The following is a 25,643-nucleotide window of genomic DNA, read 5'->3' on the forward strand; positions in this document are numbered from 1 at the left end:
GTTAATCGGCCGCCGCGCCGCCACCCGCGGTCACCACCTGCACCGACAACCGCGGCGTCGCCAGGTCCAGCCCGGCTTCGTCGAGCTGGCGCTTCAACGCCAGGTTGAACGCCCGCGACACTTCCCACTGCTTGATCGGCGCCGTCTTGAACCGCGCGCGCAGGATCGCCGAACCCGACTCGAAACTCTCCACCCCCTGCAACTCCAGCGGCGACCAGATATTGCGGCGCATCAGCGGGTCGTTGCGCAGCTTCTGGCCGACCTCGCGGATCAGCGTGATGGCCTGGTCGATGTTCATGCTGTGCGGGATCGCCACGCGGAAGATCGCGTAGCCGAACTCGCGGGAGTAGTTCTTGATGCTCTTGATCTCGCTGAACGGGATGGTATGGACGATGCCGTCGATGTCGCGCAGGCGCACGGTGCGGATGGTCAGGCCCTCGACCGTGCCCAGGTGGCCACCGACATCGACGTAGTCGTCGATGGCCAGCGAGTCCTCGATGATGATGAACAGGCCGGTGATCAGGTCGGCCACCAGCGACTGCGCGCCGAAGCCGATGGCCAGGCCGATGACACCGGCACCGGCCAGCAGCGGGGTGACGTTCATGCCCATGTTGGCCAGGGCGACGATCACCGCAATGATGAAGATCACCACGAACATCACGTTGCGGATCAGCGGCATCATGGTTTGCGCACGGGCGTTGGCCAGGCCTCGGCGCGAGCGCACCAGGGCGTGGTGCACGGCGGTGTCGGCGAGGATCCACACCAGCCAGGCGACGATCAGCGTGCCGGCCAGGCCCAGCAGGCGGATGCTTACTTCATGGCCGTCGCCTTCGGCGAAGCCGATCATCGACTGGCCCCACACCCGCAGGCCCAGTTCGATGAACAGCAGCCAGATGAACAGGTGCACCAGCAGGTAGCCGAAGTTGCGCAGGCGCTCGGCGTAGACCGCCTGGCGCTTGTTGGCGCGCTTGGGGTTGGCGGCGTGGCGGCGCACCAGGCCGTTGAGCACCATGCACACCACCACCAGCACCGTGCACATCAGCGATTGGCGCAGGGCGGTGCTGGTGTCGCCGGCGGAGACGAAGGTGGCGAACAGCGAGATCGCCACCAGGATCAGCGCCGGGATGTACCAGAAGCTGCCGAGAATCTCGATGGTGTCGCTCAAGGTGCGCCGGGTCAGGCGCCGGGACAACGGCTGGTTGCGGATCAGGTGGGCGATCGGCCTACGGAAACGCAGGATGAACAAGCCTGTGCACAGCGCGGCGACGACATTGGCCAGGGTCGCCAGGGCGTGGGCCAGGTGGCTGCCCAGGGCCGTGGTCAGGCGCGGGTCGCTCATCGCCTCGCCGAACGCGGCGAAGCTGCCGATCAGCCACAGCGGGCGAAACGCCTGGTGGCGCAGGATGTACAGGGCGCGGTGGCGGTGCGGGCCGTCGAGCAGCGAGAAAGCGATCACGCAGATCGCCGAGAACAGGGTGCCGACCACCAGCGCGTAGGCCAGTACCATGGCCATCGACTTGCCCAGCGAGGCGGGCAGCACGATGCTCAGGTAGACGGTGAACACCAGCGCCACCAGCCAGGGCCCGAGCTTGCGCAGAGCGAAGCGCACCAGGTCCCAGGTGCGCGGATGCTGGGGCAGCTCCTCGGTAAGGCCGAAGCGCAGGCGCACGCGGTGGCCGACCCAGTTGAAGGCGTAGGCCAGCAGGGCCCAGACCGCGATCACCCCGGCGAAACCGAACAGGATCGCCGGCCATTGGTGCACCGGCACCACCAGCGCGGCCAGTTCTTCCTGGGCCTGGTCGATCTCCTGCGACCAGCGATTGAACGGGCTGGCATCGCCACTGAACTGCTTTTCGAAGTCATGCAGGGCGCCGCCGATCAGGCCGAGCACGCCCTGTTCGACACTGGGTTGCGATTGCTTGGTGGCGTCGCGCAGCTTTTTCAGGTCCGCCAGTAGCTTGGCCCGTTGCTGGTCGTTTTCCAGGTTCTTGATCACCTCGTCCAGCGACTTGCCCAAGGGCTCGCTGGCCTCGGGCTGGGCGGGGGCGCTCGAACCGAGCAGGCCCGGCAGGCCGGCGGCGTGCACCGGGGTGACGAACAACAGGAACAGCAGCGTGATGCAACGCAGGAAGGCTGACACCGGGAACTCTACCTCAGGACAAACGATTGCCCGAGTGTAGAGGTTTACGACGGTAGTTTCTCGAGGATCTTCCAGCAGGTGAGGCCAAAGATGCCGAGGGTGCCGATCCACATCATCAGCACCCCGACGTTACGCTCGCGCAGGCTGAAACCGATGGTCAGCAGCATCAGGAACAGGAACACCGGCACGAACAAGGACAGGAACGGCGATGACATGGACAGAATCCTTCTGTTTTGGGGCCATGCATCAAGCATAGCGGCTTACCGGCGAAGCGGGTTGACCGGGGACAGGAGAGGGGGTGTTCACCGGTCAGTCGGCGCCTGCAGGCGTTACGTAGGCGCCGGCTTGCCGGCGAACACCGGCATAGCCGGTGCCATTCACCGCGTCGCCTGGTTCGCCAGCAAGCTGGCTTCTACAGGCGAACGGCATTTCAAGGCAGGTCGCGGCTGCGATAGAACGCCATGAGCACCTTCACCAGGTGGGCCAGGTCGTGGCTGCCGCACAGCTCGCGGATCGAGTGCATGGCAAAGGTCGGCAGGCCGATGTCGACGGTGCGCACGCCCAGGTGGCTGGCGGTGATCGGGCCGATGGTCGAGCCGCAGCCCATGTCGCTGCGCACCACGAAGCTCTGCACCGGTACTTCCTCGGCCATGCACAGGTGGCGGAAGAAGCCGGCGGTTTCGCTGTTGGTGGCGTAGCGCTGGTTGTTGTTGACCTTGATCACCGGCCCGGCGTTGAGCTTGGGCCCGTGGTTGCCGTCGTGCTTGTCGGCGTAGTTGGGGTGCACGCCGTGGGCGTTGTCGGCCGAGACCATCAGCGAGCGTTGGACCGTGCGCACGTAGTCGTCGTTGTCCGGCAGCAGGCGTTGCAAGGTCTGCTCGAGCATCGGGCCGTCGGCGCCACAGGCCGAACAGGAACCGACTTCCTCGTGGTCGTTGCACACCAGCACGCAGGTTTCGTCGCTGTCGGCGCCGAGCAATGCCTGCAGGCCGGCGTAGCACGACAGCAGGTTGTCCAGGCGCGCGCCGGCGATGAAGTCGCCGTTCAGGCCGATCAGGGCGGCGTCCTGGGTGTCGTAGAAACTCAGCTCGTAGTCGAGCACCACATCGGCGTTGAGGCCGTGCTCGCGGGCCAGTTGCTCGGTGAGCAAGGCGCGAAAATCGATACGCTCGTCACCCGCCACCTGCGCCAGGATCGGCGGCAGCTCGTTCTGCGGGTTGATCGCCCAACCTTCGTTGGCGGTGCGGTTGAGGTGGATCGCCAGGTTGGGGATCACCGCGATCGGCAGCTTGAAGTCGATCAGTTGGCTCTCGACCTTGCCGTCACGGCGGAAGGTCACCCGGCCGGCCAGCGACAGGTCGCGGTCGAACCAGGGCGCCAGCAGGGCGCCGCCATACACTTCGACGCCCAGTTGCAGGAAGCCCTGGCGCTGCAGTTCAGGCTGCGGCTTGACCCGCAGGCACGGGCTGTCGGTGTGGGCGCCGACCATGCGGATGCCGGCCAGCAGCGGCGACAGCTTGCCGAGCTTGATGGCGATGATCGAGGAGTCGTTGCGGGTCACGTAATAGCGACCACCGGGCACCGTGGCCCAGCTGTCGCGCTCGTCCAGGCGCTGATAGCCAGCAGCCTCGAGGCGCTGCACCAGGCTGGCGGTGGCGTGGAAGGGCGTCGGGGAGGCCTTGAGGAATTCGATCAGGCCGGCGTTCAGGGCATCGCGCATAAGTCACTCCAGACAGCAGTGGCGCGAGTTTAGCGTAATTGCTCGACAATTTGTGTCGACCTATTCGCCGGAAAGCCGGCTCCTACAGCGGGCACTCTGTAGGAGCCGGCTTGCCGGCGAACAACTTCAAAACGGTGCCGGGCACTCGAATTTCAGGCGTTCGCCCGTTACCGGATGAGTGAAGCTCAGCATCGATGCATGCAGGCACAGCCGCTCATGGGCCGCCAGCGCCTCGGGGTTGGCGTATAGCCGATCCCCCAGCAGCGGGTGCCCGATCGACAGCATGTGCACACGCAACTGGTGCGAACGCCCGGTGATCGGCGTCAGCTCGACCCGGCAATGATCACCGCAACGCTCGACGATGCGCCAGAAGGTCAGGGCGTGCTTACCCTGTTCGTGGTCCACCACGTGACGTGGCTTGGTCGGCGGGTCGTAGCGCAGCGGCAGGTCGATGCTGCCGCTGTCCAGGGCCGGCTGGCCCCAGCACAGCGCGGTGTAGGCCTTTTCGGTTTCGCGGTCGTGGAACTGGCGCGACAGCTCACGGTGGCTATCGGCGTCGCGGGCGAGCAGGATGATCCCCGAGGTTTCCCAGTCCAGGCGGTGGACGATCAGGGCGTCGGGGTAGCCGTTCTCCTGCAGGCGAGTGATCAGGCAGTCCTTGTTGTCCTCGGCGCGGCCCGGCACCGACAGCAGCAGGGTCGGCTTGTTGATCACCAGGATGGCGGCGTCTTCGTGAAGGATCTGGATGTTCGACAGCGGCATTGCAGGTTCTCTTTGCGTATGGAAACCACTGGGGCCGCCTTGCGGCCCTTTCGCGACACAAGGCCGCTCCTACAGGGATTGCGTAACCCCTGTAGGAGCGGCCTTGTGTCGCGAAAGAGCTGCAAAGCAGCCCCAGGATCGGCCTGAAGGCGCTGGATCAGCGCTCGGGCAGGGTGATGTTCAGCTCCAGGATCGAGCAGCTGCCCTGGTTTTCCAGTTCGATCTGCACGTCGTCGTTGCCGATGTTGACGTACTTGCGAATCACCTCGACCAGCTCTTTCTGCAGGGCCGGCAGGTAGTCCGGGGTGCTGCGCTGGCCGCGCTCGTGCGCCACGATGATCTGTAGACGCTCTTTCGCTACCGACGCGCTGCTCTGTTTCTGTCTGCCACGAAAGAAGTCAAAAAGGTTCATGGTTTACTTGCCTCCAAACAGGCGCGCGAAGAATCCTTGCTTCGGCACTTCGATGAACCGCAGCGGCTTTGGCTTGCCCAGCAGGCGATCGACGGTGTCGCTGTAGGCCTGGCCGGCATCGCTCTGGTCGTCAAGGATGACCGGAATGCCCTGGTTGGAGGCCTTGAGCACGGCTTGCGATTCGGGAATCACGCCCAGCAGTTCGACCGAGAGGATTTCCTTGACGTCTTCGACGCCAAGCATTTCGCCTTTCTCGACGCGCTCGGGGTGGTAGCGGGTGATCAGCAGGTGTTCCTTGATCGGGTCTTCGCCTTGCTCGGCACGGCGCGACTTGCTCGACAGCAGGCCGATCATGCGGTCGGAGTCACGCACCGAGGACACTTCGGGGTTGGTCACGACAATGGCTTCGTCGGCGAAGTACATCGCCAGGTGGGCGCCTTTCTCGATACCGGCGGGCGAGTCGCAGACGACGAAGTCGAACTGCTCCTTGAGCTCCATCAGCACTTTCTCGACGCCTTCCTTGGTCAGCGCATCCTTGTCGCGGGTCTGGCTGGCGGCCAGCACGAACAGGTTCTCGAGGCGCTTGTCCTTGATCAGGGCCTGTTGCAGGTTGGCTTCGCCGTTGACCACGTTGACGAAGTCGTACACCACGCGACGTTCGCAGCCCATGATCAGGTCGAGGTTACGCAGGCCGACGTCGAAGTCGACGATGACAGTCTTGTGCCCGCGCAGCGCGAGGCCGGTACCGATAGCGGCGCTGGTGGTGGTCTTGCCCACACCCCCCTTGCCGGAAGTAACCACGAGAATCTTGGCCAAGGTGTTTCACCCCTAAATAAACGGGACAGGCGTCCCTGCAAATACATAAAAACGGCAACGGGAAAAAAGTTGCGCTAAAAATGCCGGCAAGTATCCGTTAAAGACGGGTGATGTTCAACACGTCGCCGGACAGGCTGACCTGCACGCCCGAGCCCCACAGCGGGTCGCGGCGCAAGTCCTCGCAGACTTTGTACTGGCCGGCGATCGAGACCATTTCGGCGGTCATCTGCAGGCAGAAGATGCGTGCCTTGGTGTTGCCCTTGATACCTGCCAGGGCACGGCCACGCATGGCGCCGTACACATGGATGTTGCCATCGGCGAGAAGTTCCGCGCCGGGGCTGACGGAGCCGGTGACCACCAGGTCGCCGCCCTGGGCGTAGATCTGCTGGCCGCCGCGCACGGTCGAGGTGATGATCCGCGTGGGGCGCACTTCGGGCTCGACCGCTGCCGGGGGCGGCGCGGGGGCTGGCTCGGGCACCTTCACCTCGGGCTCTGGTTCGACCGGGCGCTCGCGGGCGCCGGACGGTGGCAGCACCGGCAGGTCGATGGCGATCGCCGCGGCGATGTCCTCGATGCGGCTGGCGCGGATCGCCAGGGTGCGCAGGCCATGGTGACGGCACACGCGCATCAGCCCGGGCAGGTCGATGGCGCCCTCGTCGGCGGGCAGTTTGTCCAGGGCCAGCACCAGCGGGGTGTTGCTGAAGAAGTTCGGCGCCTGCGCCACCTTCGCCGCCAGCTGGCGGTCGAGGGACTCGAGGTCGTTGCGCGCCAGTTCCAGCACGGTGATGGCAAGCATGCTGCCCTTGAGCTGGAACACGGGGGCGTTGTCGGGTGTCTGGTTGAGGCTCATGGTCTGCATAGACGGCTTGTTGCGAGAAAAGTGCCCTGACTTATAGCGATAAGACCGATTGCCCGCAACCGATGTAGAATGCCCGGCCCTTGTCTTGCCGGAAGCTTCAATGGAACGCCCGCGTTTTCGAGCCCTTTTCCTTCACCCCCGATTCTGGGCCCTGTGGCTGGGCCTGGGCCTGCTGTGGCTGGTCGCGCAGCTGCCGTACCGCGCCCTGCTCGGGCTGGGGCGCGCCCTGGGCGCGCTGATGTACCGGGTGGCCGGCGAGCGCCGGCGCATCGCCGCGCGCAACCTGGAACTGTGCTTCCCGGCGCTGTCCGGCGACGAACGGCAGCGCCTGCTCAAGGAAAACTTCGCCTCCACCGGCATCGCCTTCTTCGAGATGGCCATGAGCTGGTGGTGGCCCAAGGCCCGCCTGGCGCGCCTGGCGCACATCGAAGGCCTCGAGCACCTGCAGGCCGCCCAGCGCGACGGCGAGGGCGCGATCCTGATGGCCGTGCACTTCACCACCCTGGAGATCGGCGCCGCGCTGCTGGGCCAGGTGCACACCATCGACGGCATGTACCGCGAGCATGGCAACCCGGTGTTCGATTTCATCCAGCGTCGGGGCCGCGAGCGGCACAACCTCGATTCGCTGGCGGTGGAGCGCGACGACGTGCGCGGCATGCTCAAGCTGCTGCGCAAGGGGCGGGCGATCTGGTACGCGCCGGACCAGGACTACGGGATGAAGCAGAGCATCTTCGTGCCGCTGTTCGGCATCCCCGCGGCCACGGTCACGGCCACCAGCAAGTTCGCCCGGTTGGGCAAGGCGCGGGTGATTCCCTTCACCCAGAAGCGCCAGGAGGACGGCAGCGGCTATCGTCTGGTGGTACACCCGCCGCTGGCGGATTTCCCCGGCGAAACCGAGGAGGCCGACTGCCTGCGCATCAACCAGTGGGTCGAAGGTGTGCTGCGCGACTGCCCGGAGCAGTACCTGTGGGCGCACCGGCGCTTCAAGTCGCGGCCCGAGGGTGAACCGCGGCTGTACGACAAGAAAAAACGCTAGCTCTTTGCCTATGCTGCGTGGGCGCGGGCTTGCCCCGCGATAGGGCCGGTACTGGCAACCACTGACTCCAGGAAGGATGCATGACCTCGACCACCGGCCTGATCCTCTCTGGCGGCGGTGCCCGCGCCGCCTACCAGGTCGGCGTGCTGGCCGGCATCGCCGAGTTGCTGCCCGCTGGCGCGGCGAATCCGTTCCCGGTGATCGTCGGCACCTCGGCCGGTGCCATCAACGCCGTCAAGCTGGCCAGCGGCGCCACCCGCTTCGGCGAGTCGGTGCAGCACCTGACCGCGTTCTGGCAGAACGTTCGCAGCCACCTGGTGCTGCGCAGCGACTGGCCTGGGGTGATCCGCCAGGCCAGCCGCTTCGTCGGCCACAGCCTGCTGGGCATCGGCGGCCAGGCACCGGTGGCGTTGCTCGACAGCAGCCCGTTGCGTGGCCTGTTGCGCCAGCACCTGGACCTGGACGGCATTGCCCATTCCCTGGCCAGCAACCAGCTGCGCGCCATTGCCGTCACCGCGTTTGGCTATGAGTCGGGCCAGGCGGTGACGTTCTACCAGGGCCGCGATACCATCGAACCCTGGCTGCGCCACCGCCGCATCGGCATGCCCACGCCCTTGACCATCGACCACCTGCTGGCCAGTTCGGCGATCCCGCTGCTGTTCGCCCCGGTGCGCCTGGGCGAGGAGTTCTACGGCGACGGCGCGGTGCGCCAATCGGCGCCGATCAGCCCGGCGCTGCACCTGGGCGCCAGCCGCGTGCTGGTGGTCGGCGTCAGCGGCAACCCGCAGCGGCCAGCGCCGCCCTTGCCAACCCAGCGGGTGTTCAGTGGCCAGCAGCCGAGCCTGGCGCAGATTGGCGGGCACATGCTCAACAGCACCTTCATCGACAGCCTCGAGGACGATATCGAGCTGTTGCAGCGGCTCAACCACCTCAGCCACCTGCTGCCCGCGCACCTGGACGCCCGGCGCCTGGGCCTGGCGCCGATCGAGGTGCTGGTGGTGGCGCCCAGCCAGCCGCTGGACGAGATCGCCGCCCGCCACAGGCGTGAATTGCCCGCGGCGCTCAGGCTGTTCCTGCGCGGGCCTGGGGCCACCAAGACCAGTGGCGCGGGGGTGCTGAGCTACTTGCTGTTCGAGGCCAGCTATTGCAGCGAATTGATCGAGCTGGGGCGCAAGGATGCCTTGGCCAAGCAGCGCGAGCTGTGTCAGTTCCTGGGGATCTGATGATCCAGGTTGCACACCTACCCCCTGTAGGAGGGTCTTATTCGGCGATCTGCAACTTGCGCGCCTGGGTATACACGTAGCGCAGCTTCTCGTACTCGAACGGCGAGTTGGTCTGGCCATAGCTGAAGTTGGTGTTGTAGCGCTTGTCCACCGCCCGCAGCAGGGTGATCTGCGGATGCTCGCTGGCGCTGTCGGGCACATCCAGGTAGTTGATTTCCTTCTCCCCCACGTAGTCCACCACCAGCCCGGTGGTGTCGCGCAGGTTCGACGGGCCGAGGATCGGCAGCATCAGGTACGGCCCTTCCGGCACGCCATAGAAGCCCAGGGTCTGGCCGAAGTCCTCGCTCTGGCGCGGCAGGCCCATCTTGGTCGCCGGGTCCCACAGCCCGCCCACGCCAATCAGGGTGTTGAACATCAGCCGCGCGGTGATCTCGGCCGAGCGCTTGGGCTTGAGCTGCAGCACGCTGTTGAACAGGCTCGGCACATCACCGAGGTTGTTGAAGAAGTTGCTTACCCCGGTGCGCACGAAGCTGGGGGTGATGTAGCGGTAGCCGTCCACCACCGGCAGGAACACCCACTGGTCGAAGCGGTAGTTGAAGTGGTAGATGCGCCGGTTCATCGACTCCAGCGGGTCGTAGACGTTCAGCGCGGCCAGGGTCGAGCGTTCGAACTCGCGCTGGTCGAGCCCGGGGTTGAATTTCAGTTCGCGCAGCGGGTCGAGAAACCCATCGGGCTCGGCCGACAAGGTGCCGATGTTGTCGGCCTCGACCACGCTGGCCCGTGGCGCGACTTCGTCGGCCAGGGCCTGGGTGCTGGCGAGCAGGGCGGTGACGAGCAGCAGTCTGTTAACCACGGAAGAACTCCAGCATGGCGTCGCTGTTGACGCGGTAGTTGAGGTTGCCGCAATGGCCGCCATGGGGGTAGAGCGTCAGGCGTTCGCCGAACACCCGGCGCAGGAAGCCGATGTCGCCGGGGCCGAGGATCACGTCGTCGGCGTTGTGCATCACGGCGATCTTGGGGCTGCTGCGCAGGTAGTCTTCCAGGGCGTACAGGCTGACCTGGTCGACCAGTTGCAGCAGGCTGTTGCCGTCGGTGCGCGCGCGCCACATGGGGATCACCTGCTCGGTCAGGTAGCAGTCGAAGTCGCATTGCAGGGCCCGCTTGAAGAACGGCGTGAGGCTGCTGCCCTCGGTGATCGGGAACTTCGGCGGGATGATCAGGCCGCGGCGGTTGATCAGGTCGGAGGTGAAGGCGATATCGGCCGCCGAGAAGCGGAACGAGGTGCCGATGAGCATGGCCATCTGTTCGTTGGACAGGTGCTCGCGGGATTGCTGGAAGTCGTACAGCAGCGCCTCGTTGAGGTCGATGTAACCCTTTTCCTGGAAGTAACGCGTGAGTTTTTCCAGCATCAACTCATAGAAGGTGGTGCTCTTGTCGATGCCCTTGACCCGGGTTTGCACCAGCTTGTCCAGGTTGCTGATCGAGGTGTACAGGTTGACTGGCGGGTTGAGCAGCAGCACGCGCTTGAAGTTGAAGCTGCGCCGGGTTTCGTCCAGGTGGCTGACGAACGCCGCATCCAGCGCGCCGAGGCTGTAGCCGCTGAGGTAGAAATCGCTGATCGGCAGGCGCGGGTGCTGGGCGCGCACGGCCTGCATGACCCGGTACAGGTCTTCGGCGTCGTCGCGGGTCACGCCGGGGGTGGCGAAGCGCGAGGCGGCGCTCATGAAGTCCCAGCTGGTCGGCGAAGACAGCTGCACCACGTGGTAGCCGGCCTGGTAGAACAGTTTCTTCAGGTACTCGTTGATGCTGCTGGAGTAGGGCGCGCCGGTGCCGGCGATGAGAAAGATCAGCGGCGCCTGGTGGTCTTGCTGGGCCAGGCGATAGCGCAGCTTTTTCACTGACCAGAAGTTGTCTGGCAGGGTGAACTCGCGCTCTGGGCGCAGGGTCAGGCTGTAGTCGGCCTGGTCGATGTCGTCGTCGCTGGGCAGCGTCGGGCGCTGGTCCGGCGGGGTGGTGGCGATGGTCGCCTCGAACGGGTTTTTCAGCGGGTAGCCGTAGCTGGCGGGGTCGATGTCCCGCGCCGTAGCGAGCGCTGTCACCAGCAGGCCACCAAGCAGGGCAGCAAGGCGCAAAGATCGAAGCATGGAGTCCCCCAGGGCAAACAGGTCGTGCAGTACGCAGGCTAGGACCATGGCAGCGGGTGCAAAGTTGCCAGCCGCTCATGCCTTTGTCGCGCCAGATGTTGCCGCAGCCGGCGATTGCTGTCTTGTGCAACATAGCCCAGGGCCATGATTTTGCCTTACAACGGCCCCTGGGTGATCATGCAGCGCTTCGATGACCGCAATGGGAGAGCGGGATGACGCGTTCGTGGCCGATCTTTGCGGTGTTGTGTCTGGCGTTGTGGCTGGCAGCCAGTTACGGCGTGCGTTATGGATTGATGGAAGACGCCCGTTGGGTGGGCCTGTGCGCAGTGCCAGGGGCGCTCTGGCAGTGCGAGGTGCGTTCGTTGCTGGGCCTGGCGATTCACTTCCAGGTGATGGCCTGGGCGGCGCTGGGGCTGGCGCTGCTGGCCCAGGCCGTGCCCCGGCGGGGCGGCAGGTGGCTGGCGGGGCTGGCGCTGCTGTGCGCGATTCCGGCGCTGGTGCTGTATACCGCGAGCATCGCGGTGTTTGCGCTGGTGTTGGCCGGCTTGCGGTTGGTCAGGGCCTGATCGCGGGGCAAGCCCGCTTGCACAACGACAGCCAGGACAGTGGCTGGGTGCGAGCGCGCTTGCCGCGCGATGGCGTTACCCCAGGCGCAACCGCAGGCTGCGCCACAAGGCGCCGACCATCAGCACGCTGACCAGCGCCCAGCCCCAGGCTTGCTGGTTGGCCAGCCCCTCGCGCCACAACTGGGGCGCTATGCCGGCAGCGACGATGAACGCCAGCAACGCCACCTCCGCCCGCCGCGCCGGCACCGGCCGCAGCAGATAAACCACCGCCGGCAGCAGCAGCGCGGCACTGGGGAAGCTGCGGTAGCGCGGGTCGAACACCAGCGCCAGCATGCTGACCGCCGCGGCGAAGCCTGCGGCCAGCAGCCAGCTGCCGGCGCGCGCCTCGAGCCAGGCGAACAGCCGTTGCCGCCAGCCCTCGCGGCGGGCCAGGGCCAAGGCCGTGTGGGCCAGCACCAGCAGGTTCAAGCCGGCCAGCGCCAGTGCCCACAGCCACTCCCCGGCGAAACGCGCGTTGGTCCGCATCAGTTCGCCCCACAGCCCCAGGCTGGCGGCGCCCAGCGCCCCGAGCAGGGGCAGCAGCAGGGCGGCGCGGCGATCCGCCGGGCGCCCGGCCAAGGCCAGGGTGGCCAGCAACAGCAGTGCGCTGGCCAGCCACCATTGCGGCCACCGCGCCAGGTTGCTCACCGGCCCTTCGAGCACGCCCTTGTCCTGGCGGTCGGCATCGTACAGGCCCCAGTAACCCCCTACCGCGCCTTCGCTGGCGCGTTTCCACGGCTGGTCGAAGGCCTCGATCAAGTTGTAGCGCCAGCCATTGGCCTCGGCCAGGGCGACGAAACCACGGATGAAACGTGCCTCGTTGGCCCGGCTCGGCACTGCGGTCTCGCGCTGGCGGCCTTCGCTGGGCCAGCCGGTTTCGCCGATCAGCACATCCTTGGGCGCGAAACGCTTGCCGAACACCTGGCGCACCTCGGCGACATGGGCCAGCGCCGCGTCGATGCCGTGCGGATCGTCCTCCCAGTAGGGCAGCAAGTGGATGGTCAGAAAGTCCACCGCCGGCGCCACCTCGGGGTGTTGCAGCCAGAACTCCCAGACATCGGCATAGGTCACCGGCACCGGCACCTGGCTTTTGACCTTGGCGATCAGCGCGGCCAGGCGTTGGCCGGTGACCTCCTTGCGCAGCAGCGCCTCGTTGCCGACGATCACCGCGCTGACCACATCTGGGTTGGCCTTGGCGGCGGCGATCAGCAGGTCGATTTCCTTGTCGGTGTCGATCGGGTTGGCGTTGACCCAGGCGCCGAGCATCACTTTCAGGCCGTGCTTGCGCGCCAGCGCTGGGATCGCCTCGAGGCCAGCCTGTGAATAGGTGCGGATGCACTGGAAACGCTCGGCGAGCAGGGCCAGGTCGGCGTCCATGCGTGCTGGGCGCAAGCGAAACGGCTGGTCGAACGGCGACTGGTCCTTGTCGAACGGGGTGTAGGAGGCGCATTGCAGCTTGTGCGCCGGGCTGGCGGCGTCGGCCAGGTGCACGGGCCTGCCCAGGCCATGCCAGAGGGCGCCCAGGCCAAGCATGGCCAGCAGGCAGGCGAACAGGTAGGGGGTGCGCGACATCGGGCGGTCCATCGTCGAATTCGGATACGGGGCCGCTGTGCCGCCCCAAGGGCCTGTGATAGTAGCCCGGCGCCAAGCCTTTGGCATGCAAGGATCGCGCAGGGCCACCGCGCGCGATGGCGTTAATGGCACAGTGCTGTCGCTGATCGTTCGCTGGAGGTCGCTGACAGAGCAGGTCGCCCTTGGGGGCAGGTCGATGATGCACTCTCCAAGACCTGACGAGGGGATGCCTTGATGACGATTACAAGAATGCGACGTTTCCTGGGCGTGGGCACCGCCCTGGTATTGGCCATGAGCACCGCGCAGGCAATGGCCAAGGAAGTGAGCATCGGTTACGTGGACGGCTGGTCGGACAGCGTGGCGACCACCAACGTGGCCGCCGAAGTGATCAGGCAGAAACTCGGCTACGACGTGAAGCTGCAGGCGGTGGCCACCGGCATCATGTGGCAGGGTGTGGCCACCGGCAAGCTGGATGCCATGCTGTCGGCGTGGCTGCCGGTGACCCACGGCGAGTATTGGGCCAAGAACAAGGACAACGTGGTCGACTACGGCCCCAACTTCAAGGATGCCAAGATCGGCCTGATCGTCCCCGAGTATGTCAAGGCCAGCAGCATTGCCGACCTCAAGACCGACACCAGCTTCAAGCAGAAGATCGTCGGCATCGACGCCGGCTCCGGGGTGATGCTCAAGACCGAGCAGGCGATCAAGGACTACGAGCTGACGGGCTACAAGCTCACCGCCAGTTCCGGCGCGGCGATGACTGCCGAGCTGGGGCGCTCCTACGCCAAGCAGCAGTCCATCGCGGTGACCGGCTGGGTGCCGCACTGGATGTTCGCCAAGTGGAAGCTGAAGTTCCTCGAGGACCCCAAGGGCGTCTATGGCGCGGCCGAGACGGTCAACAGCATCGGCAGCAAGGAACTGGCGAGCAAGGCACCGGAAGTGGCCGAGTTCCTGAAGAAATTCCAGTGGCAGTCCAAGGACGAGATCGGCGAGGTGATGCTGGCGATCCAGGAGGGTGCCAAGCCTGAGGCCGCGGCGAAGGACTGGGTGGCCAAGCACCCGGAGCGGGTCAAGGAGTGGACGGGTAAATAAGCGGAAGCTGGGGTATGCCTATCGCGGGGCAAGCCCGCTCCCACGGATTTCGAAGTCCTGCGTGGGAGCGGGATTGCCCCGCAATGTACGATGGGTTGTTACCAAATCTGTAAAACACCGTTGCATCTAAGACTAAGGTCGTCTGGTTGGCGTCCAACGGCAGCATAAAGTGGAGTCGGGTTCTCCCTAATCTGTGCTGCTAGGACAAAAACAATGAACGACAGCATTTACCTCTCGATACAGAACAGCCCGCGCTTCAAGGAGCTGGTCACCAAGCGCGAGCGCTTCGCCTGGATCCTCTCGGCGATCATGCTCGGCCTCTACTGCGCCTTCATCCTCCTCATCGCCTATGGCCCGCATCTGCTGGGTGCCAAGTTGAGCCCCGATTCGTCGATCACCTGGGGCATTCCCCTGGGCGTCGGCCTGATCGTCTCGGCGTTCGTGCTCACCGCCATCTATGTGCGCCGCGCCAACGGCGAGTTCGATGAATTGAACAAGGCGATCCTCGAGGAGGCCAAGCAATGATCCGTCACGCCAAAACCCTGGCCGTTCTGGCCTGCGGCGCTTTCGCACCCGCCGTGTGGGCCGCCGACGCCCTGACCGGCGAGGTGCACAAGCAGCCGCTGAACGTCTCGGCGATCGCCATGTTCGTGGCCTTCGTCGCCTTCACCCTGGGGATTACCTACTGGGCTTCCAAACGCAACAAGTCGGCGTCTGACTATTACGCCGCCGGTGGCCGCATCACCGGTTTCCAGAACGGCCTGGCGATTGCCGGCGACTACATGTCGGCGGCCTCGTTCCTGGGCATCTCGGCGCTGGTGTTCACCTCCGGCTACGATGGCCTGATCTACTCCATCGGCTTCCTGGTCGGCTGGCCGATCATCCTGTTCCTGATCGCCGAACGCCTGCGCAACCTGGGCAAGTACACCTTCGCCGACGTCGCCTCGTACCGCCTCGGGCAAAAAGAGATCCGCACCCTGTCGGCCTCGGGCTCGCTGGTGGTGGTGGCCTTCTACCTGATCGCGCAGATGGTCGGTGCCGGCAAGCTGATTCAGCTGCTGTTCGGCCTGGACTACCACGTGGCGGTGATCCTGGTCGGCATCCTGATGTGCCTGTACGTGCTGTTCGGCGGCATGCTCGCCACCACCTGGGTGCAGATCATCAAGGCAGTGCTGTTGCTGTCGGGCGCCAGCTTCATGGCGCTGATGGTGATGAAGCACGTCGGCTTCGACTTCAACACGCTGTTCTCCGAGGCGGTCAAGGTGCACGCCAAGGGCGAGGCGATCATGAGCCCGGGCGGCCTGGTCAAGGACCCGATCTCGGCGTTTTCGCTGGGCCTGGCGCTGATGTTCGGTACCGCTGGCCTGCCGCACATCCTGATGCGCTTCTTCACCGTCAGCGATGCCAAGGAAGCGCGCAAGAGCGTCCTCTACGCCACCGGCTTCATCGGCTACTTCTACATCCTGACCTTCATCATCGGCTTCGGCGCGATCCTGCTGGTCAGCACCAACCCGGACTTCAAGGACGCCGCCGGCGCCCTGCTGGGCGGCAACAACATGGCCGCGGTGCACCTGGCCGATGCGGTGGGCGGTAGCATCTTCCTCGGCTTCATCTCGGCGGTGGCCTTCGCCACCATCCTGGCGGTGGTCGCCGGCCTGACCCTGGCCGGTGCCTCGGCGGTGTCCCACGACCTGTACGCCAGTGTCTGGCGCAAGGGCAAGGCCAACGACAAGGACGAGATCCGCGTGTCGAAGATCACCACCGTCGCCCTGGGCGTGCTGGCGATCGGCCTGGGCATCCTGTTCGAAAACCAGAACATCGCCTTCATGGTCGGCCTGGCGTTCTCCATCGCTGCCAGCTGCAACTTCCCGGTGCTGCTGCTCTCGATGTACTGGAAGAAGCTGACCACCCGCGGCGCCATGATCGGCGGCTGGATGGGCTTGATCAGCGCGGTGGGCCTGATGGTCCTCGGCCCGACCATCTGGGTGCAGATCCTCGGTCACGACAAAGCCATCTACCCTTACGAGTATCCGGCGCTGTTCTCGATGATCATCGCCTTCGCCGGCATCTGGTTCTTCTCGGTCACCGACAAGTCCAAGGCGGCTGAAGACGAACGCGCGCTGTTCTTCCCACAGTTCGTCCGTTCGCAGACCGGCCTGGGGGCCAGTGGCGCCGTGTCGCACTGATCGGTTGCGCTGAACGTACAACGCCCCGGCTTCGGCCGGGGCGTTGTCGTTTCAGGGCGTCATATGTGGCCCAGCAATACCAGGATCAGCAGGATCACCAGCACCACGCCGACGATACCGGACGGGCCGTAGCCCCAGGCGCGGGAGTGGGGGAAGACCGGTAAGCCACCGATCAGCAGCAGGATCAGGATGATGATGAGGATCGTGGTCATGGTGGAGTCCTTGCGTGAGGGAAGGGCTGGGGCGCGCGAAGCCGGGCGCTTATGAATTCCGACCGGCGCCGGTGGGCAAAGATTCAATCCGTCGCCTGTGCCTGCACGCTGGATAGCCGCTTATTCAGCACCCTGATGCCACACCGCCGGCGAGCCTGTTGTGGCTAGACTCCAGGCCAATTCCACTGTTCAAGGCGCTTGACCATGCACAACCGAATGATGATCACCGGGGCCGGCTCCGGCCTGGGTCGCGAGATTGCCCTGCGCTGGGCCCGTGACGGCTGGCGCCTTGCCCTGGCCGACGTCAACGAGGCCGGCTTGAGCGAAACCCTGGCGCTGGTGCGCCAGGCCGGTGGCGACGGCTTCGTCCAGCGCTGCGATGTGCGCGACTACAGCCAGCTCACCGCCCTGGCCCAGGCCTGCGAGGAGAAGTTCGGCGGCATCGACGCGATCGTCAACAATGCCGGGGTGGCCGCAGGCGGTTTCTTCGCCGAGCTGTCCCTGGAGGACTGGGACTGGCAGATCGCGGTCAACCTGATGGGCGTGGTCAAGGGCTGCAAGGCATTCTTGGCGCAGCTCGAGCGCAGCCGCGGGCGGATCATCAATATCGCCTCGATGGCGGCCCTGATGCAGGGCCCGGGGATGAGCAACTACAACGTCGCCAAGGCCGGCGTGCTGGCGCTGTCCGAGAGCCTGCTGGTGGAACTGCGCCAGGTCGAGGTGGCGGTGCATGTGGTCTGCCCGTCGTTCTTCCAGACCAACCTGCTCGACTCGTTCCGCGGCCCGGACCCGGCGATGAAGGCCCAGGTCGGCAAGCTGCTGGAGGGCTCGCCGATCAGCGCTGCCGATATCGCCGAGCATATCCATGCCAAGGTCGCGGCGGGGGAGTTCCTCATCCTGCCGCACGAAGCCGGGCGCCAGGCTTGGCAAACCAAGTGCCAGGCGCCGCAGCGGCTGTATGACGAGATGGCCGAGATGGCGGTGAAAATGCGCGCGAAGCAGCGCAGAAACACGCATTAACAGGAATGATCTGTAGGAGTTATTACCGCGCTAGGTAGGGCAGGTCTATTTATCGGGCGAACGATTGAGTAGGTGAAAGGCCAGGGTGCAGTCTCCGGTTTTCCCATGAGCAGGAGGACTGGAACATGCTGGTAATCGGACGTGAAGTGGGCGAGGTGATCGTCATCGCAGATGACATCAGGATCCAGGTGATGGGTATCGAGCGCAGTGGCCAGGTGCGCTTCGGCATCATCGCTCCGCGCGAGGTGGAGGTGCACCGGGTCGAGGTGTACAAGCGGATCAAGGAGCAGGCCCAGGACAAGGCGCAAGCCTGAGGCCGGCTCAGTCGAGCAGTTCCCGTGGCACGTCGTGCTTGGCCAGCAACTGGCACTGCTGGCTGTCCATGTCGAACAGGATGAACGCCTGCCCCTTGGCCAGCGCCTGGCGCACCCGTAGCACGCGGGTTTCCAGCGGCGTGTCGTCGCCGTTGTCGGTGCCGTCGCGGGTGACGAAGTCCTCGATCAGGCGGGTCAGGGTTTCGGCTTCGAGTTGCTCGTGGGGGATCAGCATGGTCTGGGCGATGGTGGTGGGGAATGTGCGCATGCTACGTGAAATTGCATGAGCATGCTGTTTTAGGAGCCAGCCTTGCTGGCGAAGCAGGCGGCGCGAAGGATGGCACCGGCTGCGCCGGTGTTCGCCGGCAAGCCGGCTCCTACAACGGTTAAAGCCTGCAACACCTGTAGGAGCCAGCCTTGCTGGCGAAATTGGCGATGCGGTGCTCGCGGGTACAACCGCTCCCACAGGGCTCGCGCCGAACGGCATCAGCGATGCACCGGATACGCCGTGGTGTACTTCATCTGCTCCATGGCAAAGCTCGAGGTGATGTTCGACAGCCCGTCGGTGCTGGTGATCAGCTTCTTGTAGAAGCGGTCGTAGGCGCCGATGTCGCCCACCACCACCCGCAGCATGTAGTCCCAGTCGCCGGACATGCGGTACACCTCCATCACCTCCTCGAACGCCGTCACCGTGGCGGCGAACTGCGCCAGCCAGGCACTGTCGTGGCGCTGGGTCTTGAGCTGGACGAACACCGTCAGCCCCAGGCCCAGGCGCACCGGGTCGAGCAGGGCGACGCGGCCCTTGATGTAGCCGTCTTCCTCCAGGCGCTTGACCCGCTTCCAGCACGGCGTGGTCGACAGGTTGACCGCTTCGGCCAGGTCCTTGAGCGAGATCGAGGCGTCACGCTGGAGCAGGGTGAGGATGTGCTGGTCGAAACTGTCCATTGCGTGCTGCAGCCTGAAAAGAGAAAAAGTTTCCAGAGAGTAGCCGCTGGCACAGCGCATTGAAACCACCAGCGCCGTGGTGAGCGACAGTAACGTTCCGACAGCGCCGGGCCGGGGCGGATATGAGATAGTGGCGGTTTTCCATCCTCAGCCCATGGGCCCGAACATGTCCGACAAGCCGCGCAATTTCGCCACCCGTACCATCCACGCCGGCGAACAGTCCAGTGTCGCCGACAATGCCATCTTCCCGGCCATCGTCACCTCCAGCTCGTTCATCAAGCGCGGCCTGGACGACAACCCCGAATACGCCTACAGCCGGGTCGGCAACCCGACCCGGCATGCCTACGAAACCTGCGTCGCGGCGCTGGAAGAGGGCGTTGGCGCGGTCGCCTGCGCCTCGGGCGTCAGCGCCACCGCCACGGTGCTCGAGCTGTTGTCCAAGGATGCCCACGTGGTGGTGATGAACGGTGTCTACGGCGGTACCTTCCGCCTGCTGGAAGACTACCGCGGGCGCACCTCGGGGCTGACCACCACCTACGTCGACCTCAACGACACCGACGCCGTGGCGGCGGCGATCCGCCCGGACACGCAACTGATCTGGATCGAGTCGCCGACCAACCCGCTGCTGCACCTGGTGGACATCAAGGCGGTCTGCGACCTGGCCCGCGCCCGCGGTGTGCTGACCTGCATCGACAACACCTTCTGCTCGCCGTGGAACCAGCAGCCGATCACCCTGGGCGTGGACCTGGTGATGCACTCGGCGAGCAAGTACATCGGCGGCCACTCCGACCTCACCGGCGGCGTGGTGGTGGCGGCCAACCACGAACTGCTGGGGCGTCTGCGCAAGATCAGCATGGCGGTCGGCGCGATCCAGGGGCCGTTCGACTGCTACCTGGCCTTGCGCGGACTCAAGACCCTCGACGTGCGCATGGAGCGCCAGAGCGCCAACGCGCTGCGCGTGGCGCAGTTCCTCGAGCAGCACCCGCAGGTCGAGCAGGTGTTCTATCCGGGGCTCGAGAGCCATCCGCAGCATGCCCTCGGCAAGCGCCAGATGCGTACCGGCGGCGCGGTGGTGGCCCTGCGCATCAAGGGCGATCGGGCCGCGGTCAACCGCCTGGTCGAGGCGCTGTCGATCTTCGTACTGGCCGACTCGCTGGGCGGGGTGGAGAGCATGATCAACCACTCCTGGAGCATGTCGCACAACTCCCTGAGCCCGGAGCAGAAGGGGGCGATGGGGATCAGCGAGAACCTGCTGCGGTTGTCGGTGGGGATCGAGGACTATCGCGATCTGATCGAGGATCTGCAGACGGCGCTGCAGGCTTCGGCCCAGGCGTGAACGTCGGGAGCTTCTAGGCCCGTGGGCGCCGGCCTTGCGGGCGTTGCAGGCAACGCAGTGGATGGCACCGGCCTTGCCGGTGTTCGCCGGCAAGGCCGGCTCCTACAGGGGGATGCGTTCCCTTGAAGGAGTCGATTCAGGATTTGGGCGGATGGACGATCCTTTCGATCTTGTCCTTGAGCAGCAAGCGTTCCCTGCGCAGCAGATTGACCGTGTCGTCATTGGTGCCGTTGCCTTCGGCGGCTACCACTTCCTTGTCCTTGGCGTTGTATTCCTTGTGCAGCTTGTGCAGGTCGTGGTCCTTGTCGATGAGGGCCTGGAACTGCTCGGCGGAAACGTGCAGGTCTGCGAGCAAATCATGCGGAACGGGCATTTCTTCACCTCTCTGGCGGGTTGTCGAACGAGCCTGAACCCTGAGGATAGTCGCCTTTGCCCCATTGCGGGACTGGGGTAGGCTGTCGCATCCTCCTGCGTGAACGGAACCCGCACCATGCCTCACTTGAACCTCGAATACAGCGACAACCTGCGCGACCTCAAGGTCGACGTGCTGTTGCTGCGCCTCAACCACGCCCTGGTCGGCAGCGGCCAGTTCGCCGAGGAACTGGACATCAAGAGCCGCGCCCAGGCCTTCGCCCAGTACCGCGTCGGCACCGCGCCGGGCGAGCGGGCGTTCGCCCATGTGCGCTTGGCGATCCTCAGCGGCCGCTCCGAGCAGGTCAAGCAGCAGCTGGCCAGCAGCCTGCTCGAGGTGCTGCACGAGGCGGTCCCCGCCCAGGCCGGGCTGGACATCCAGCTGTGCGTGGAAGTGCTGGACATCGACCGCGCGCCGTACGCCAAGCTTCGCCTGCCGGGCTGAATGGCGGCTCAATGAAAGTTGTTTAATCCATGAAAGACGTCAATCCAGCAATTCGTTGGCGTCTTTTTCACAAAAAATTGATGCTCGCATTCCTAAAGTTCGCGCAACTTCCCAACCTGCCCGTGCGGGCCTGTTGGCCGCTGTTGAACCTTTAATGCGAATGCCATGCTCACACTTAAATCCCTGCGGACTGAATGGGTCACGTTGCTGGCCAGCCTGTACCTGCTGATCGGCATGAACTTGTTTCTCTGGGAACACCTCGAAGCCATTGTGCCGCCCGGCATGGTGGGGCTGTGGCTGAGCCTGGCCTTCGCGGTAATGATGCTGTTCGCGTTCAATCTTATTCTCACCTTGTTGGCGTTTCGTTATGTATTGAAGCCGGTGCTGATTGTATTGTTCCTGAGCGGCGCGGCGGTCGCTTACTTCATGAACCAATACGGCGTACTTATAGATGCCGGCATGTTTCGCAACGTTGCCGAAACCAATGCCGCGGAAGTCCGCGACCTGCTGTCGTTGAAGTTTGCCTTGTATATCCTGCTGCTTGGCGTATTGCCGTCGCTGCTGGTATGGAAGGCCAACATCGCCTATCGGCCCTGGCACCGCGAGTTGCTGGGCAAGCTGGTGGTCAGCGGCGCCTGCGTGGCGGCGCTGGGCTCGGTGGCGCTGGTCAATTACCAGGGGCTTTCCTCGCTGTTGCGCAACCACCATGAACTGCGCCTGATGCTCACCCCGAGCAATATCGTCGGTGCTTCGTTCGGCTACGTTCGCGAACAGATCGGCAGCGCCGCCCAGCCCTTCCAGGCCTATGGCGAAGATGCTCGCCGCGATGCCGCCTGGCAGCACCATGCACGCAAGTCGCTGACAGTGCTGGTGGTGGGCGAGAGTGCCCGGGCGGACAACTTCGGCGTGCTTGGCTATGCCCGCGACACTACTCCGCAACTGGCCAAGGAACAGGGCTTGCTGAGCTTCACCGACGTGCATTCCTGCGGTACCGAGACCGCCGTGTCGGTGCCGTGCATGTTCTCCGGCATGGGCCGCAAGGACTATGTGCCCAGCGTGGCGAAGAACCGCGAGGGGTTGCTCGATATCCTCCAGCGCGCCGGCCTGGCGGTGCAGTGGCGTGACAACCAGAGCGGCTGCAAGGGCACCTGCGACCGAGTGCAGTTCATCGATGTCAGCAACCTCAAGGATCCGACCCTGTGCGCCAGCGGCGAATGCCATGACCAGATCCTGCTGCAGGGCCTCGCCGAGCTGATCGACAACCTCGGCCAGGACACCGTACTGGTGCTGCATCAAATGGGCAGCCATGGCCCGGAGTACTTCAAGCGCTACCCGGCCGGCGCCGAGGCGTTCACCCCGGTGTGCCGCAGCAACGCGTTGAACCAATGCAGCGAGCAGGAAATCGTCAATGCCTACGACAACACCTTGCGCTATACCGACCAGGTGCTGGCCTCGTTGATCGATACCCTGCGCGCCAAGCAGGACAAGGTCGACACCGCGATGATCTACCTGTCCGACCATGGCGAGTCGCTGGGCGAGTACAACCTGTTCCTGCACGGCACGCCGTACATGATGGCGCCCGACCAGCAGAAGCACGTGCCGCTGCTGGCCTGGTTCTCCGACAGCTACCAGCAGGATTTCGGCCTGGACACCGATTGCCTGGCCAAGCTGCGCGATGCGCCGTTGTCCCAGGACAACCTGTTCCACTCGATGCTCGGCCTGTTGCAGGTGCGCACCGGGGTCTACCAGCAGTCGCTGGACCTGTTTGCCGGCTGCCGCCCCTGGCTGGCGGCCGATCGCTGACCGCCACCGCGGTCGGTACCAAGGATGGCGTGGCTTGCGAGGTTTCACCCAGAGCGCCCGCGCCGTATATACTGCGCGCCAATGTTAGTGGGAGAGCCTCGTGGCCATCGATATTCACTGGATCCGTGACGACCAGACCCTGGCCGAGCACTGCCAAAGCTGGCGCGAACTGCCTTTCGTGGCGCTCGACACCGAATTCATGCGGGTCGATACCTTTTACCCGAAGGCCGGGCTGATCCAGATCGGCGATGGCCAGCGGGCCTTCCTCATCGACCCGTTGCTGATCCGCGACTGGCAGCCGCTGGCCGGGCTGCTCGAGGACAGCGGCGTGGTCAAGGTGCTGCACGCCTGCAGCGAAGACCTCGAGGTGTTGTTGCGCCTGACCGGCAAGCTGCCGCAACCGCTATTCGACACGCAACTGGCCGCAGGCTACCTGAACATCGGATTCTCGATGGGCTATTCGCGCCTGGTCCAGGACGTGCTGGGCATCGACCTGCCCAAGGGCGAGACCCGCTCCGACTGGCTGCAACGCCCGCTGTCGGACACCCAGGTCAGCTACGCCGCCGAGGATGCGGTGCACCTGGCAGAACTGTTCACCGCGCTGCGCCCGCGATTGTCCGATGACAAGTACGCCTGGGTGCTCGAGGACGGTGCCGAGCTGGTCGCCGCGCTGCGCCGCGAAGTCGAGCCCGAGACCCTGTACCGCGACGTCAAGCTGGCCTGGAAGCTGGGCGGCCAGCAGCTGGCGGTGCTGCGCGAGCTGTGTGCCTGGCGCGAGCGCGAAGCCCGCAGCCGCGATGTGCCCCGCAACCGTATCCTCAAGGAGCACTCGCTGTGGCCCATGGCCAAGAGCCAGCCCGACTCACTGTCGGCCCTGGCGAAAATCGACGAGATGCACCCAAGGACCATCCGCCAGGACGGCGAACAGCTCATCCAGCTGATCAAGCGTGCCGCCGCGCTGCCGCAGGAGCAGTGGCCAGCGCCGCTGCCCGAGCCGCTGCCGATCGAGGCCGCCGGCATCCTCAAGCGCCTGCGCGCCATCGGCCAGGCCGAGGGCGAGCGCCTGGGCATCGCCCCGGAGCTGATGCTGCGTAAAAAAGCCCTCGAAGCGCTGCTCAGGAGCGGCTACCCCAACGGCCCCTATCAACTGCCCGATGCCCTGCGCGGCTGGCGCCGCGAGCGCATGGGCCAGGCCCTGCTGGACGACCTGGCGGGCGCCGGAGATTCCCGATGAAACGCATTTGCTCCATCTACAAAAGCCCACGCAAGAACGAGATGTACCTCTACGTGCTCAAGGCCGACGGCCTGGCCCGCGTGCCCGAGGCGTTGCTGCCGTTCTTCGGCACGCCGCTGCACGCCTTCGACCTGGTGCTGACCCCCGAGCGCAAGCTGGCCCGCGAGGACATCGCCAAGGTTCTGGAAAACCTCGACAACCAGGGCTACCACCTGCAGATGCCGCCGCCGGAAGACGACTACATCGAGCACCTGCCCGAAGAGCTGCTGCGCCGCAACGACCCGGCCTGAGCCGGGCCGCGCGCCTGTCCCTGCGGCCCGCCTGGCGGGCCGCTTTCGTTGTTTGCCAAGGTTGTGTTTGCCCATGCGTGTTCTGATCGCTGAACAGGATCATGCCCACTATGCTCGCCTGCTGGGCGAGCTGGCACCGGACCTGGAGGTCCTGACCAGCGGCGATTCCGCCGAACTGGCGCGCTTCGCCCCGCAATGCCCGGTCTGGCTGGGCCAGCCGGACCTGCTGGCCAGCCTGCTGCGCCAGGGCCACAAGCCCGTTTGGATGCAGTCGACCTGGGCTGGCATCACCCCGCTGTTGGCCGACGGCTTGCCGCGTGATTATCGCCTGACCCGCGCCGTGGGTATCTTCGGCCAGGTGATGGCCGAATACATGCTCACCTATATGCTCGGCCATGAGCGCGAAGTGCTGTCGCGCCTGGTCAGCCAGGTCGAGCGGCGCTGGGATGACCGCCCAGGGCGCACCCTTGAAGGGCGTCGGGTGCTGATCGTCGGTACCGGCGATATTGGCCAGCGGGTGGCTGAGTTCCTGCAACCCTTCGGCGTCGAGCTGTACGGCGTGGCCAGCAGCGCCCGCGCGCAGGCGCCGTTCGTCGAGGTAGCCGGGCTCGAGCAACTGCCGCGTCTGGTTGGCCAGGTCGACTACGTGCTCAACCTGTTGCCCGATACCCCGGCCACGCACGATCTGTATGACGCGGCGCTGTTCAAGTGCTTCCAGCCCAGCGCGCTGTTCATCAATGCCGGGCGTGGCGTGGCGGTGGTCGATGCCGACCTGGTCGAGGCGCTCAAGCAGGGGCATCTGGCCGGGGCGGTGATCGATGTCTGCCGCCAGGAGCCGCTGCCGCAGCGCCATCCGTTCTGGACCGCCTGGGGGCTGCTGCTGACCGGCCACAGCTCGGCGCCGACCTCGCCGCTGGCGATGGCGCGGTTGTTCGTCGACAATGCGCAGGCGTACGCGGCAGGGCAGGGGTTGCGTGGCGAAGTGGATTTCGCCCGCGGTTATTGAGGCAAGCCACACGTTGTAGGAGCCAGCCTTGCTGGCGAACCAGGCAACGCGGTGCATGAC

The 25,643-nt window shown here is 65.3% G+C and carries 28 protein-coding genes; 14 read left to right on the forward strand and 14 right to left on the reverse strand.

Features of this window, described 5'->3' with window-relative positions:
• Window position 1 precedes the first annotated feature (1 nt).
• The 7 genes from NJG22_RS15235 to minC all read right to left on the reverse strand — a co-directional run bounded on the left by NJG22_RS15235 (window position 2) and on the right by minC (window position 6,709).
• Window positions 2-2,140 carry a mechanosensitive ion channel family protein gene (locus NJG22_RS15235; protein WP_253095637.1) on the reverse strand — a complete coding sequence of 713 codons (2,139 nt, stop codon included), beginning with the start codon at window positions 2,138-2,140 and terminating at the stop codon, window positions 2-4.
• Between the two features lie 44 nt (window positions 2,141-2,184).
• Window positions 2,185-2,355 (reverse strand): hypothetical protein, encoded by a 171-nt coding sequence (locus NJG22_RS15240; protein ID WP_167388396.1) that lies wholly within the window; start codon window positions 2,353-2,355, stop codon window positions 2,185-2,187.
• A 215-nt stretch (window positions 2,356-2,570) separates the two neighbouring features.
• The gene (locus NJG22_RS15245; RefSeq protein WP_253095639.1) at window positions 2,571-3,860 is read right to left on the reverse strand and encodes a M18 family aminopeptidase; all 1,290 of its coding nucleotides are present in this window, start codon (window positions 3,858-3,860) and stop codon (window positions 2,571-2,573) included.
• Between the two features lie 126 nt (window positions 3,861-3,986).
• Complete coding sequence (locus NJG22_RS15250) at window positions 3,987-4,622, reverse strand: RluA family pseudouridine synthase (RefSeq protein ID WP_248919106.1); 636 nt, start codon at window positions 4,620-4,622, stop codon at window positions 3,987-3,989.
• Between the two features lie 157 nt (window positions 4,623-4,779).
• Window positions 4,780-5,034, reverse strand: a complete 255-nt coding sequence (gene minE, locus NJG22_RS15255) for a cell division topological specificity factor MinE (RefSeq protein ID WP_134689299.1) — start codon at window positions 5,032-5,034, stop codon at window positions 4,780-4,782.
• Window positions 5,035-5,037: 3 nt separating this feature from the next.
• On the reverse strand, window positions 5,038-5,850 hold the full coding sequence (gene minD / locus NJG22_RS15260; RefSeq protein ID WP_110736460.1) for a septum site-determining protein MinD: 813 nt from the start codon (window positions 5,848-5,850) through the stop codon (window positions 5,038-5,040).
• 97 nt (window positions 5,851-5,947) lie between these two features.
• Window positions 5,948-6,709: a septum site-determining protein MinC gene (gene minC / locus NJG22_RS15265; RefSeq protein WP_253095641.1), complete on the reverse strand. Its 762-nt coding sequence runs from the start codon at window positions 6,707-6,709 to the stop codon at window positions 5,948-5,950.
• A gap of 100 nt (window positions 6,710-6,809) precedes the next feature.
• On the opposite strand from minC, the gene NJG22_RS15270 reads away from it, so the two are divergent.
• Together NJG22_RS15270 and NJG22_RS15275 are read left to right on the forward strand one after the other, a co-directional pair.
• Window positions 6,810-7,745 (forward strand): lipid A biosynthesis lauroyl acyltransferase, encoded by a 936-nt coding sequence (locus NJG22_RS15270; RefSeq protein ID WP_253095643.1) that lies wholly within the window; start codon window positions 6,810-6,812, stop codon window positions 7,743-7,745.
• An 80-nt stretch (window positions 7,746-7,825) separates the two neighbouring features.
• Window positions 7,826-8,968, forward strand: coding sequence for a patatin-like phospholipase family protein (locus tag NJG22_RS15275; RefSeq protein ID WP_253095645.1), 1,143 nt, complete (start codon window positions 7,826-7,828; stop codon window positions 8,966-8,968).
• Window positions 8,969-9,005: 37 nt separating this feature from the next.
• Here NJG22_RS15275 and NJG22_RS15280 read toward each other — a convergent pair whose 3' ends face one another.
• Both NJG22_RS15280 and NJG22_RS15285 read right to left on the reverse strand, forming a co-directional pair.
• On the reverse strand, window positions 9,006-9,821 hold the full coding sequence (locus NJG22_RS15280) for a VacJ family lipoprotein (protein WP_253095647.1): 816 nt from the start codon (window positions 9,819-9,821) through the stop codon (window positions 9,006-9,008).
• The gene (locus NJG22_RS15285; RefSeq protein ID WP_253095648.1) at window positions 9,814-11,112 is read right to left on the reverse strand and encodes a serine/threonine protein kinase; all 1,299 of its coding nucleotides are present in this window, start codon (window positions 11,110-11,112) and stop codon (window positions 9,814-9,816) included. The genes NJG22_RS15280 and NJG22_RS15285 overlap by 8 nt, the downstream gene beginning before the upstream one ends.
• 212 nt (window positions 11,113-11,324) lie before the next feature.
• Between NJG22_RS15285 and NJG22_RS15290 the strand changes: the two genes are divergently transcribed.
• On the forward strand, window positions 11,325-11,678 hold the full coding sequence (locus tag NJG22_RS15290) for a hypothetical protein (protein ID WP_253095650.1): 354 nt from the start codon (window positions 11,325-11,327) through the stop codon (window positions 11,676-11,678).
• A 75-nt stretch (window positions 11,679-11,753) separates the two neighbouring features.
• On the opposite strand, the gene NJG22_RS15295 is transcribed toward NJG22_RS15290, so the two are convergent.
• Window positions 11,754-13,289, reverse strand: coding sequence for a beta (1-6) glucans synthase (locus NJG22_RS15295; protein ID WP_253095652.1), 1,536 nt, complete (start codon window positions 13,287-13,289; stop codon window positions 11,754-11,756).
• A 234-nt stretch (window positions 13,290-13,523) separates the two neighbouring features.
• Here NJG22_RS15295 and NJG22_RS15300 point away from each other — a divergent pair, with 234 nt between their 5' ends.
• From NJG22_RS15300 to NJG22_RS15310, 3 genes are all read left to right on the forward strand, one after another.
• Complete coding sequence (locus tag NJG22_RS15300; RefSeq protein ID WP_253095653.1) at window positions 13,524-14,381, forward strand: glycine betaine ABC transporter substrate-binding protein; 858 nt, start codon at window positions 13,524-13,526, stop codon at window positions 14,379-14,381.
• Between the two features lie 213 nt (window positions 14,382-14,594).
• Window positions 14,595-14,906 carry a DUF485 domain-containing protein gene (locus NJG22_RS15305; protein ID WP_134689284.1) on the forward strand — a complete coding sequence of 104 codons (312 nt, stop codon included), beginning with the start codon at window positions 14,595-14,597 and terminating at the stop codon, window positions 14,904-14,906.
• A complete protein-coding gene (locus tag NJG22_RS15310; protein WP_253095656.1) occupies window positions 14,903-16,567 on the forward strand; it encodes a cation acetate symporter in 1,665 nt (554 codons plus the stop codon). Before NJG22_RS15305 ends, NJG22_RS15310 begins: the two co-directional genes overlap by 4 nt.
• 59 nt (window positions 16,568-16,626) lie before the next feature.
• Here NJG22_RS15310 and NJG22_RS15315 read toward each other — a convergent pair whose 3' ends face one another.
• Entirely contained in the window at window positions 16,627-16,779 is a 153-nt protein-coding gene (locus NJG22_RS15315) for a DUF3309 family protein (protein ID WP_134689280.1), read from the reverse strand.
• A gap of 204 nt (window positions 16,780-16,983) precedes the next feature.
• Here NJG22_RS15315 and NJG22_RS15320 point away from each other — a divergent pair, with 204 nt between their 5' ends.
• Window positions 16,984-17,799: an SDR family oxidoreductase gene (locus NJG22_RS15320; RefSeq protein ID WP_253095658.1), complete on the forward strand. Its 816-nt coding sequence runs from the start codon at window positions 16,984-16,986 to the stop codon at window positions 17,797-17,799.
• A 125-nt stretch (window positions 17,800-17,924) separates the two neighbouring features.
• Window positions 17,925-18,113, forward strand: a complete 189-nt coding sequence (locus NJG22_RS15325) for a carbon storage regulator (RefSeq protein ID WP_217853464.1) — start codon at window positions 17,925-17,927, stop codon at window positions 18,111-18,113.
• A gap of 7 nt (window positions 18,114-18,120) precedes the next feature.
• Here the strand turns inward: NJG22_RS15325 and NJG22_RS15330 are convergent, their stop codons facing one another.
• Both NJG22_RS15330 and NJG22_RS15335 read right to left on the reverse strand, forming a co-directional pair.
• Window positions 18,121-18,348, reverse strand: a complete 228-nt coding sequence (locus NJG22_RS15330; RefSeq protein ID WP_253095764.1) for a YheU family protein — start codon at window positions 18,346-18,348, stop codon at window positions 18,121-18,123.
• A 251-nt stretch (window positions 18,349-18,599) separates the two neighbouring features.
• Window positions 18,600-19,058, reverse strand: coding sequence for an Lrp/AsnC family transcriptional regulator (locus NJG22_RS15335; RefSeq protein ID WP_217849300.1), 459 nt, complete (start codon window positions 19,056-19,058; stop codon window positions 18,600-18,602).
• Window positions 19,059-19,212: 154 nt separating this feature from the next.
• Between NJG22_RS15335 and NJG22_RS15340 the strand changes: the two genes are divergently transcribed.
• On the forward strand, window positions 19,213-20,394 hold the full coding sequence (locus tag NJG22_RS15340; RefSeq protein ID WP_253095766.1) for an aminotransferase class I/II-fold pyridoxal phosphate-dependent enzyme: 1,182 nt from the start codon (window positions 19,213-19,215) through the stop codon (window positions 20,392-20,394).
• Window positions 20,395-20,530: 136 nt separating this feature from the next.
• Here NJG22_RS15340 and NJG22_RS15345 read toward each other — a convergent pair whose 3' ends face one another.
• Window positions 20,531-20,767 carry a DUF465 domain-containing protein gene (locus NJG22_RS15345; RefSeq protein WP_217849298.1) on the reverse strand — a complete coding sequence of 79 codons (237 nt, stop codon included), beginning with the start codon at window positions 20,765-20,767 and terminating at the stop codon, window positions 20,531-20,533.
• A 117-nt stretch (window positions 20,768-20,884) separates the two neighbouring features.
• On the opposite strand from NJG22_RS15345, the gene NJG22_RS15350 reads away from it, so the two are divergent.
• The 5 genes from NJG22_RS15350 (at window position 20,885) to NJG22_RS15370 (ending at window position 25,583) form a co-directional block, all read left to right on the forward strand.
• Window positions 20,885-21,250 (forward strand): 5-carboxymethyl-2-hydroxymuconate Delta-isomerase, encoded by a 366-nt coding sequence (locus NJG22_RS15350; RefSeq protein WP_253095661.1) that lies wholly within the window; start codon window positions 20,885-20,887, stop codon window positions 21,248-21,250.
• 165 nt (window positions 21,251-21,415) lie between these two features.
• Window positions 21,416-23,053, forward strand: coding sequence for a phosphoethanolamine--lipid A transferase (locus NJG22_RS15355; RefSeq protein WP_253095663.1), 1,638 nt, complete (start codon window positions 21,416-21,418; stop codon window positions 23,051-23,053).
• Between the two features lie 100 nt (window positions 23,054-23,153).
• Window positions 23,154-24,287, forward strand: a complete 1,134-nt coding sequence (gene rnd / locus NJG22_RS15360) for a ribonuclease D (protein WP_253095665.1) — start codon at window positions 23,154-23,156, stop codon at window positions 24,285-24,287.
• On the forward strand, window positions 24,284-24,577 hold the full coding sequence (locus tag NJG22_RS15365) for a YcgL domain-containing protein (RefSeq protein WP_253095667.1): 294 nt from the start codon (window positions 24,284-24,286) through the stop codon (window positions 24,575-24,577). The genes rnd and NJG22_RS15365 overlap by 4 nt, the downstream gene beginning before the upstream one ends.
• Before the next feature lie 73 nt (window positions 24,578-24,650).
• Complete coding sequence (locus NJG22_RS15370; protein WP_253095669.1) at window positions 24,651-25,583, forward strand: D-2-hydroxyacid dehydrogenase; 933 nt, start codon at window positions 24,651-24,653, stop codon at window positions 25,581-25,583.
• Window positions 25,584-25,643 lie beyond the last annotated feature (60 nt).

The sequence above is a fragment of the Pseudomonas sp. VA159-2 genome (assembly GCF_024126635.1).
Classification (GTDB): domain Bacteria; phylum Pseudomonadota; class Gammaproteobacteria; order Pseudomonadales; family Pseudomonadaceae; genus Aquipseudomonas; species Aquipseudomonas muyukensis.